This is a genomic window from uncultured Subdoligranulum sp., from assembly GCF_937890665.1.
Genome location: NZ_CALADU010000011.1, coordinates 1 through 10,275, shown reverse-complemented (window position 1 = coordinate 10,275; position 10,275 = coordinate 1). Strand labels below are relative to the sequence as shown.

Below are 10,275 nucleotides of genomic sequence, written 5' to 3'. Positions count from 1 at the left end.
GCGGTCTATCTCTTGTTTTCGGTTGCTTGCTTCCTTACCGTACATGAGCATTTACCCTGGATAACTATATCGCCGTCTTTACCGAAGATCCGGTCATGCTGTGGTTCAAGAACACGCTGATCCTGGCGGTTTCCACGGTGGCGATCTGCCTGGTCGTATCTGTACCGGCATCCTATGTGTTTTCCAGAAAGCGTTTCCGGGGCCGCAAACCGATCCTGAAGATACTGGTTTTGCTGTATTCGTTCCCGTCGGTGCTGTCCATGTTTGCCATCTACCGCCTGCTCAGCCCGATGGGGCTAGTAGACAGCAAGCTGGGTCTGATCCTGATCTACACCGGCACAATGGCGGAGTTTGGGCTGCTGAATATGAAAGGGTACTTTGATACCATCCCTCTGGAAATCGAGGAAGCCGCCGCCATAGACGGAGCCAACAACGTGCAGATCGTGACCCGCATCGTGCTGCCGCTGGCAAAGCCAAGCATTCTGGTTACGGCCGTTCAGATCCTGATTTATGTCTGGAACGAGTACCTGTTTGCAACGACCTTTATGACCGGGGCGGAAAACTATACGCTCGCGGCGGGTCTGTACTCGCTGCAGGCGACAGAGATCAGCGGAAGCTGGCCGATTTTTGCGGCAGCCTCCCTGGTCGTCAGCCTGCCGATTTTGATCGTGTTCTTCTCCATACAGAAACATATGACTTCCGGCCTGACAGCGGGCGGCGTCAAGGGATAAGAGAGGTGAGAAATAGATGAATCTGCAAGCCGTGAAACACATTCCCATGTCACAGGATGCGCACGGACTTGACCCAAGCCATGTTGTTTTCCGCCTGCGTGCAGGACGGGGCGATCTGAAGGCGTGTACCCTGTACTATGCAGATCGTTCGTGCCGGGTGACCCCTGTGATTTTTTCCAGTGTCGAGATGTCGCTGGAAGCACAGGACGAATGGTTCGATTACTATCAGGTGATCCTGGACAGCCCCTATAAACGAATCTGCTATTATTTCGAGCTGGACGACGGCGACCGCAAACTTTTGTACTATGGCGATTTCTTTTCGGACCACCGCGTTGACGACCGATCGGAGTATTATCAGCTGCCCTACAACCATCCTGCCGATATCGCCGCGCCGCCAGCGTGGGCCAGGGATGCTGTTGTGTATAACATCTTCCCGGACAGCTTTGCTACCGCCCATCGGTATATTTCCGACAAGGAAACCGAAAAAGACTGGAACGGCGAGACCTGCCTCGGCAAACATGGCGGGACGATCCGCGGCGTGCTTGAAAATCTGGATTACATTGACAGCCTTGGCATCAACTGTATCTATATGAATCCGATTTTCGCGGCGGGGGAATATCACAAGTACGATCTCGTGGATTACTTTCATATTGACCCCTGCTTCGGAACGAATGAGGAATTCCGCCAGCTGGTCGATGTCTGCCATGCCAGGGATATGCGCGTTATTATAGACGGAGTGTTCAATCATGTGGGATGGCATTTCTTTGCTTTTGAGGATGTGATCCAAAAAGGGGAGGATTCCGCCTACAAAGATTGGTTTTATCGCCTGACGTTTCCCGTCCGCCGTCCGGACGACCCGGAAGCCTACCCGGATTACGAGTGCTTTGGGTACGAGCGGATGATGCCCAAAACCAACACAAGAAACCCGGAAGTGGTAGACTACTTCTGCAAGGTCGGCCGCTACTGGGTGCGGGAATTCGGCATCGACGGCTGGCGGCTGGACGTGGCAAGCGAAATCAATGACGATTTTTGGCGCAGCTTCCGCAAGGCTGTCAAGCAGGAAAATCCCGATTGCATCCTGATCGGCGAGGTGTGGGAGACCGCCCAGCACTGGCTTGGCGGAGATATGTTCGACTCCACCATGAATTATGACTTCCGCAAACATTGCTGGCGCTTTTTTGCCGAGCGGTCCATCGATGCGGCCCAGTTTGATGGCAGAGTGACCAATATGCGGATGCGGTATAAACTTCCTGTTTTATACGCACAGTTGAATCTGCTGGACAGTCACGACGTTAGCCGCTTTTATTCCCTCTGTGGCAGTGACGAAGAAAAAATGAAACTGGCTGTCCTGTTCCAGATGACTTTTGTGGGGATACCGTCCGTGTTCTACGGTGATGAACGCGGCATTACCGGTATCCAGGAAGCGGAGTATCGGCATCCTATGGACTGGTCTTCGCGCCCTGAACCGCTGGAGGATTTTTACCGCCAGGCAATCCATCTTCGCCGTGAAAATCCGGTGCTCTGCCGCGGTGAATATCAAACGATCTGTGCGGAGGGCGGGCTTTATGCGTACTGCCGCCAGGACGACCGAACCAGAATCACTGTGGTTCTCAACAACCAGAATACTGCCGCCAACCTTCCGGTTGACGCGGCTGGAAAAAACGTTTTGTGGCAAACCGGCCTGCAGGAAAACCAACTGCAGCCAATGGGCTTTGCCGTGATGAAAGAGGAAATCAGAAAATGAGCGTCACCATCCAGGATGTCGCGGCAGCAGCGGGTGTATCCAAGGCAACCGTATCCAAAGTGCTGAGCGATTCGTATTCCATTTCTCAGGAGACCAAGGATCGCGTTCGCGCCGTGATTCAGGAGCTGGGGTACAGCCCGAATCGGCGGGCACAGAGTTTTGCCACCAGGCAGACCAGAAACATTCTTTTCCTGGCAGAAATGCAGCACGGCGTCGGGTTTGACAATCCGCATCTGTTCGAGATCCTTGCCGGCGCGGAGAATGCGCTGTCTCAAAAAGGATATGGTCTTATCATCCGGCAAAGCAGCGCCGAATCCCTGGTGCAGGACTTTTCCACGCTGCTTTGCAGCGAGTTTGTGGATGGGGCGATCCTGCACGCTTCGGTTGTCTCGAAGGAGGTGGCCAAGCTGCTGGTGCAGGTAAAGCTGCCTTATATCGTGGTCGGTATGCCGGATTTCTCGAATCAGCTTTGCTGGATCGATACCAACAACTGTGTGGCCGGGCAAATTGCGGTCACGCATTTGTGGAACTGCGGATATGACCGGATCGCGTTTATCGGCGGCCCGCAGGAGGATACGATTTCAGCGCACCGTCTGAGCGGCGTGTTGGCGACCCTGAACGAGAATGTCCCGGCGGGTTATGTGCAGTGTGGGGAGCCGCCAAGCGCGGGGGGCCGTGCAGCCGTACATAAACTGCTGGAACTTCCCGAACCGCCAAACGCGATCATCTGTGCAAACCAGTATATCGCATTCGGCTGCGTAAAAGCCCTGCAGGATGCTGGGGTCAAGATCCCGGAAAAAACAGCCGTCATCACGTTTGACGATTTCCCTTTCTCCAAAGTGCTGGAACCGCAGCTTACCGTCGTGAACCTGGATATGTATGACATGGGGGAACAGGCGGCCAAAATCGTTCTCCGCAGAATTCGGAAACCGCAGCTGGTGGTGCAATCCCAGTCTACACTGCCACTGTTGATTGAACGTCAGTCCACCATGAAGAAGTAAAGGAGGGTACTATGACCCAAAGAAAAAGCACGAAACTTCTTTCCCTGATTTTGGCGCTGCTAATGGCGTTTATGCTGCTATGGACGGCGCTGCCTGCCCAAGCGGAAGAAAACGTAGACGCTCTGGGCCCGGTCACATCGAAGGATGTGATCTATCAAATTATTACCGACCGTTTCTATGACGGAGACACGAGTAACAATGTGCCCGACGGATTTGATGCAACGCTTTATGATGGTACCGGAGATGACTTGAAGCTATACCAAGGAGGCGACTGGGCTGGTATTATCGAAAAGATCCCGTACCTAAAAGGGATGGGGGTGACGGCCGTCTGGATTTCCGCTCCATATGAGAACCGTGACACCGAAATTATCGACTATCAGAGCGACGGCAGCTATGACCGTTGGACCAGCTTCCACGGTTACCATGTGCGAAACTATTTTGCCACCAACAAACATTTTGGTACGCTGAACGAATTCAAAGAATTACGCGATGCACTTCACGAAAACGGCATCAAACTGATTATCGACTTCGTGACAAATCATACAAGCCGTGAAATGAATCCTACTGCTGGGAATATCCCTGAAGACGGGAAACTCTATGAGCCAGACCGGAAGGAAGATGGTTCGTTTGCATTTGACGAAAATGGCGAACCGTATGACTACAATGGCGACGGACTGGTCGAAAATTTGATTGCAGACCCGCAAAACGATACGAACGGCTGGTTCCACGGCTTGGGAGACAGAGGTGACGACAGCAGCAGATTCGGATATCGGTATAAAGACTTGGGGTCTCTGGCTGATTTCTCGCAGGAAAATGGGGATGTTGCAGAATACCTGGAAGAAGCAACGCTGTTCTGGGCAAACATGGGCATCAACGGCATCCGGCACGATGCCACGCTACACATGGATGCAGCGTTTGCCAAGGGGCTGAAAGATGCAGTTGACTCCAGCAACACCATCACCCAGTTTGGCGAATTCTTTATTGGCCGCCCCGATCCCAAATACGATGAATATGTATATTTCCCGAAGCAGACCGGTATCAACAATCTGGATTTTGAATACTACCGCGCTGCTTCCACGACCTTCGGCGATTTCTCGACCACGATGTCCGATTTTGGAAACATGATGGAGTATACGCAGGAGGACTATGATTACGAAAATCAAACCGTAACATTCCTTGACAACCATGACGTGAGCAGATTCGGCTATACCCAGCGCAGCCAGAAAACTTACAATGCGGCGCTTGCTACGCTTCTTACGTCCCGCGGCATTCCGAATATTTATTATGGTACGGAGCAGTATATTGTTCCGGCAGATGGCAGTGATGTTGCCGGCCGGATCTTTATGCAAACCGACAGCGCGTTTGATACGACAACCACTGCGTATCAGCTGATTGGTGAATTGTCCGATTTGCGCCAGGATAACGATGCATTGGCATACGGAACGACCGTGATTCGGTATAGCAGTGACGACGTTTTGGTGTATGAACGCCAGTTCTATGATGACGTTGTGCTGGTTGCAGTGAACCGGCAACCTGACGCGAGTTTTACCATCGATGGCGTTGAGACAATGCTCCCTGCTGGCGAGTATTCCGATTACCTGAATGGTATGCTGGATGGATCGTCTATCACGGTTAGTTCCGGCACAGGAATCAACAATTCTTCCTCTTTCACGCTTCCTGGCGGCGCGGTTTGTGTCTGGCAGTATGACAACTCTGCATCCGCACCACAGATCGGCAATGTGATCTCTACAATGGGACGCGCTGGCAACAAAGTCTATATCTATGGCGATGGGCTTGACGGAAATGTGACTGTCAATTTTGGTGATACGCCCGCGACAGTCATTGAAAATAGCGCAACAGAGATCGTTACTACAGTGCCTGAGAATGCGACGCCTGGGTACAACGACATCACCGTCACAAAGGATGGGGCGACCAGTAACAGTTTTACATACAATGTTTTGTCGGGAGATCAAAACCAGGTGATATTCCATGTTCAGGCAGAAACGAACAATGGCGAGAACATCTATATCGTTGGTAATATCCCGGAACTTGGCAATTGGGATCCTGATAACTGTACGGAAGCATTGTTGAATCCCAATTACCCGGAATGGTTCCTGCCGGTCAGCGTCCCCGCTGGAACCCAAATTGAGTTCAAATTCATCAAGAAAGATTCTACGGGCGCGATCACATGGGAAAGCGGCGAGAATCGTGTTATAACATCTTCGCCAGACAGCGCAGGCAGCGTTGACACTGAGCTGTACTATTGGCGGAACTGATCAATCTCATAGCGTGTTATCTCCCCATTAAGAGGGAAAGGTGATGGCGGAATTCTGCCACCGAATTTCCCTCTTGTGGCGAATTAACTAATACAACAGTATGTATTTAAAGGCAGAGAACCCGGTGTTTAGCGTCGCTGAATACCGGGTTCATTACCTTTATCCACATTGCTATTTGGCTGGAAAAACAGCCTTGTAGGGAGAGCAACTGACTCTTAATCAGTGGGTCCTGGGTTCGAGTCCCCGATGGTGCACCAAACCAATATAATCCGAACTTGTTTCCGATAGGAGATGGGTTCGGACTATTTGTTTTCTTTGACCACTGTGAAATCACCTACTTCCGAAACGGGGTGAAGCGCAGACCTACCGCCAAACCGAGAGGCCCACGGAAGAAGCAGACCCCCATAAACGCAAAAAGGGCGGCAGTATTTGTATGGTACTGCCGCCCCAAAATATTATCCTTTTCTCAAATCAATAACTACAATACCCGCAATGTCATCAAGATGGTATCTATATTCAGATTCGTACCAGTCTGGATAATTCTGATTATGGTTAATAAATGTATTCAAATAATTGGGAATAGAATTTCCGAAGTGTTTAATGCCACTGGGAGATGAAAGAGCTTTATCCCTCATATTCCTTATATAATATTGATTTATTGAATCCATAATTTCTCTTGCTGAATGCTCTTTATGAAATAAAAGGTCGCACATCGAGAATCCAAGTGAATGATTTAAAAGAGCAACTTCAGATATTTTTTTCCGAGGTGAGCCAAAGACTTCATCTTTCACGCTCTGAGCCATTGATATATACGCACCATTAATACAGTTTTCACACCACGTCACAATATCTTTAGCAATATAATTAAAGTTTTTGAGTTGTTGCACTATTTCTGGCTTTTCAGTAGAGTAGTACATATAAATCGGCATGGCACTTCGATGCCTGGCAGAATCAATTAGTAAATCAATCTGCAAGCCATGTTTATTTCCATAGCTAATGAGGGGATAATTATCCTGTCCGCTTTTTAGTTTTTTTGCTTGCACCAAAAAACGGTAAGCATATGGCCCATGATATCCATCGGTCAAAACCCACCATTCCCAATCAGCGCCGTTATATGCCTCTTCATTTCTGGTAAACGCCTTATAGTAGAACTTATCTATTCTTTGGGAAGTAGTGTACAATATCCAGTCGGTAAGTGACTCTTCTTTCACGTTTGGTTGTTTTTGTAACCAAATATAACATTCCTCAGATATGCTATGGAAAATCATAATTCATCACCTTATATAATTTTACCACAAATTAGACAGTTTGTCACTAAAAATACAAAAGGGCGGGCGCAACCGTTTGCACGGTGCGCCCGCCCTTTTTGTCCCTACTTCACTTTGATCTCCTGTTTTTCCACTTCAACCTGCTTCTTCCAATTTGCAAATTCCATTTGCCCCTCCTCGCTCTCATAGAAAGTCAGAATGTCAGGTAAAATGCAACGGGCAATAGCCTCGATCTGATGTTGTGGTATAGTGGTGTTATTGATTAGCTTTTTCCTTTAGCCCAAAGAATCCCTCCATCCGGTCTGTCAGCTTCAAGTTACTGGTCACATTGCTGCTGTCAATCCGTCGGAGGCTTTGCGCCTTCAACCATACTCCTTCAAATTTCGTTACAAAATCTCACACCCCCTTCCTTTCCATTCCGGGAAAACCAAATGAGAGCAAGCATAGGGAGTGTGGCCACACTCCCGCAAAATCTCCGTTTCTGGCAGAGTGCCGGAGCGGAGATTTTTCTTGTTGGGAGTATCCCAAACCCTCTCTTGTTTGCTTCACCAATAATACGTTGGAAGTGCCTCAATCTACCCGCCATAATGGAATTTTGAAAAAATTTTGTTTCACAGGATAACCTCACTTGACAAGCGAACAAATGATAGCTAAAATGAAAGTGAACAGTTGTTAGCTTGACTGGAAAGGAGGGTAAGATGTTCAAAGCTCTTTATTGGGAAAATCCGCACATGGTTCTGAGTACTCTTTTGCTGGGGGCCAACATTGGCTATCTTTTATGGGCTTGTGCGAGAAAAGCGTACATTCAAAAATGGGGCTGGAGCATTCTTCTGCCTATTCTGCTTCATGGCGTATTTTGGTACTTTGCAAATATCCGGGATGGGTATTCCAATTCCATTGTTCATGCCATTGACGGCAGTACAGAAATGGGGCTGTTTTCAGCGAACAGCGTTCAATCCACTGTGTTTTGGCTGGCCAGTATCGTGATCTGGCTGCTGGGCATCCTTGCTATTTTCAAGCCACAAGTTCGGAAACATGCCTTTTTTATCATGGTGACCCTCAACATCTTTTCGATGGGGTTTATTGAAGCATCCCGTATCTGGCTATATCATGCCACGCCAATTCGTTTTACATTGTTGTGAAAGAGGAAGTCTTATGGCAAAGAGAAATACAAAAGAATTGATTCTGCTGGAAGCATTGAAGCTTTTTGCTGACAAAGGATATGAAGGCGTTAGCGTCCGTGACATTGCGGCGGAGGTGGGAATCCGGCAAAGCTCTCTCTATAAGCATTTTGAGAGCAAACAGGATATTTTTAACACACTGGTGGAAACCATGAAAAATCGTTTTCCACAAGCATCCGCTTCCTTCCAGCTTCCCGATGGTACCATACAGGAAGTGGCAAAAGAATATGCCACCTGTGGGACAGAGTTTCTCAAAAAGACCAGCGCAGAAATCTTCCGATTTTATTTGAAAGACCCCTACGCCTCCCAGTTCCGAAAGATGCTTTCCATTGAGAAGTATAGAAGCCCTGAAATCGACCACATCTATCGGGAAATTTATATGGAGAGTGCACTTTCCTATCAAGCTGCTCTTTTTGAGGAAATGATGGCACAAGGTCTTATGCGGCAGGCGGATGCTTCCATCATGGCATTACAATTCTTTGCGCCGATTTTCCTTTTGCTGAACCAGTACGACGGCATACCAGAGAAAGGGGCAGAGGCTTTGGAAATCTTGGGACGCCACATTGAGCAGTTCGATCAAATCTACCGGAAGGGGGTGGAGCAATGAGAACGCTGATCGTGTACGGCACCAAGTACGGCTGTACCCGAAAATGTGCGGAACTTTTGAAGGAACGCCTGTCCGGGGAAGTGTGCCTTCAAAACGCAAAGTCGTATCGAGGTTCCTTGAAAGAATACGATGCAGTTTTCATCGGCGGTTCTGTTTACATGGGAAAAATTCGTGGAGAGGTCAACCGCTTTTGCAGGCGGCATAGCAAGGAACTTCTCAAAAAGCGGCTGGGGCTGTTTGCGTGCTGCTATACTCCGAAAGAAACGGAGGGGTTCTTGGAAACACTGTTCTCACGCGAATTATTGGGCCATGCTGCCTATGTAACAGCGGTTGGAGGTGAGATGCACTATGAAAAAATGAATGTGGTGTATCGGAAACTGTTCCAATCGCTGAAAAAGATTGACGGATTTCGGGAAGGCTTTCAGGAGCCGCAAATCAATTTGGAAGAAATTCAAAAACTGGCTGATGCTGTGTTGAACAAAGCAAATCGTGAGAGGTGACATCATGGGGTAGATTTTTCTACAATTGAACGCCGCCGCTTCAACTCTTTTTGCAAAGTTGTCCTGCGCCATGAAATGCTGACCTGTTTTAGAGAATTTTCCTATCAAAACAAATGGCTGATATCTTTGCACTATTTGCCGCCATCGGATTTGGACGGCATCTGCACGACAGACCAGTACCCCAGCGATTACATCGCCTTTTCAGCGGATGGATACACCCTGCAAATCAGCAATGAACAATTGGCGAATATCATGGAAAAGCTATCACAATCCGAACAGCGGCTTTTGATTTTGCGCTATGTGCTGGAACTGAACGATCGGGAAATTGGCAGGATGATGCGCTGTTCCAGAAGCGCCATCCAACGCCGCCGCACAAGTGTTTTGCGAAATCTACGGAAACAACTGACGGGGGAACTGCTATGAAAAAGTCAAACGGTAAATACAAGTCTCCGCCATCTCTATCCGTTATTGAGGCGGCCCGCGCAGGAGAGGCCGATGCGATGGAACAGATTTTGCAGCACTATGATGCTTATATCAACAAGTTGTGTTTGCGGACAATGATCGATGAAAGCGGGCAGACCCATAAGCAGGTAGACCCATATATGAAAGGCCGCTTACAAAGCAAACTAATGCAGGCCATTACGAAGAAATAGCAAAGCCGGGGAATGCCGTGCAAGGGTCAAGATGAACGCTTCGCGCCCTTGACGGCATTCCCCGGTTTTGCTGTACGGTAACCAAGTGGGTGCAAGGCCCACTAATCGATATCATATCTACGCATTTAGGGGGGGCAAAAGGTGTTGTGCCATGCGGCTTTGAGCAGCGTGTCCGTGCTGCGGTAATATCATTCCTTGCGTTGTCCCCAGAACGACTTTGAAATGCGTAGAAACAAGGAGGTTGAAGAGAATGAAAGCAGGTAAGCGTCAAATAGAAATTTAGAAAAGCACAAGGGTGGAGTTTTGCCTCCACC

At 48.8% G+C, this 10,275-nt stretch carries 10 protein-coding genes; 9 read left to right on the top strand and 1 reads right to left on the bottom strand.

Going from position 1 to position 10,275, the window contains the following annotated elements:
* Positions 1–95: 95 nt before the first annotated feature.
* Genes Q0526_RS00575 through Q0526_RS00560 form a run of 4 tightly spaced genes read left to right on the top strand, consistent with a single transcriptional unit; the run spans position 96 to position 5,752 of the window.
* Positions 96–731: an ABC transporter permease subunit gene (locus tag Q0526_RS00575; RefSeq protein ID WP_298729834.1), complete on the top strand. Its 636-nt coding sequence runs from the start codon at positions 96–98 to the stop codon at positions 729–731.
* A gap of 16 nt (positions 732–747) precedes the next feature.
* Positions 748–2,475, top strand: a complete 1,728-nt coding sequence (locus tag Q0526_RS00570) for an alpha amylase N-terminal ig-like domain-containing protein (RefSeq protein ID WP_298729833.1) — start codon at positions 748–750, stop codon at positions 2,473–2,475.
* Positions 2,472–3,476, top strand: coding sequence for a LacI family DNA-binding transcriptional regulator (locus Q0526_RS00565; RefSeq protein ID WP_298729832.1), 1,005 nt, complete (start codon positions 2,472–2,474; stop codon positions 3,474–3,476). Before Q0526_RS00570 ends, Q0526_RS00565 begins: the two co-directional genes overlap by 4 nt.
* Before the next feature lie 11 nt (positions 3,477–3,487).
* A complete protein-coding gene (locus Q0526_RS00560; RefSeq protein WP_298729831.1) occupies positions 3,488–5,752 on the top strand; it encodes an alpha-amylase family glycosyl hydrolase in 2,265 nt (754 codons plus the stop codon).
* 455 nt (positions 5,753–6,207) lie between these two features.
* Here the strand turns inward: Q0526_RS00560 and Q0526_RS00555 are convergent, their stop codons facing one another.
* Entirely contained in the window at positions 6,208–7,020 is an 813-nt protein-coding gene (locus Q0526_RS00555; protein WP_298729830.1) for a DUF6615 family protein, read from the bottom strand.
* Positions 7,021–7,718: 698 nt separating this feature from the next.
* On the opposite strand from Q0526_RS00555, the gene Q0526_RS00550 reads away from it, so the two are divergent.
* The 5 genes from Q0526_RS00550 to Q0526_RS00530 all read left to right on the top strand — a co-directional run bounded on the left by Q0526_RS00550 (position 7,719) and on the right by Q0526_RS00530 (position 9,961).
* The gene (locus Q0526_RS00550) at positions 7,719–8,162 is read left to right on the top strand and encodes a hypothetical protein (RefSeq protein WP_298729829.1); all 444 of its coding nucleotides are present in this window, start codon (positions 7,719–7,721) and stop codon (positions 8,160–8,162) included.
* The gene (locus Q0526_RS00545) at positions 8,104–8,808 is read left to right on the top strand and encodes a TetR/AcrR family transcriptional regulator (RefSeq protein WP_298729827.1); all 705 of its coding nucleotides are present in this window, start codon (positions 8,104–8,106) and stop codon (positions 8,806–8,808) included. The genes Q0526_RS00550 and Q0526_RS00545 overlap by 59 nt, the downstream gene beginning before the upstream one ends.
* Complete coding sequence (locus tag Q0526_RS00540) at positions 8,805–9,308, top strand: flavodoxin domain-containing protein (protein WP_298729825.1); 504 nt, start codon at positions 8,805–8,807, stop codon at positions 9,306–9,308. Before Q0526_RS00545 ends, Q0526_RS00540 begins: the two co-directional genes overlap by 4 nt.
* Positions 9,309–9,434: 126 nt before the next feature.
* Positions 9,435–9,731: a sigma factor-like helix-turn-helix DNA-binding protein gene (locus Q0526_RS00535; protein WP_298729823.1), complete on the top strand. Its 297-nt coding sequence runs from the start codon at positions 9,435–9,437 to the stop codon at positions 9,729–9,731.
* Positions 9,728–9,961 carry a helix-turn-helix domain-containing protein gene (locus tag Q0526_RS00530; RefSeq protein ID WP_298729820.1) on the top strand — a complete coding sequence of 78 codons (234 nt, stop codon included), beginning with the start codon at positions 9,728–9,730 and terminating at the stop codon, positions 9,959–9,961. Before Q0526_RS00535 ends, Q0526_RS00530 begins: the two co-directional genes overlap by 4 nt.
* Positions 9,962–10,275 lie beyond the last annotated feature (314 nt).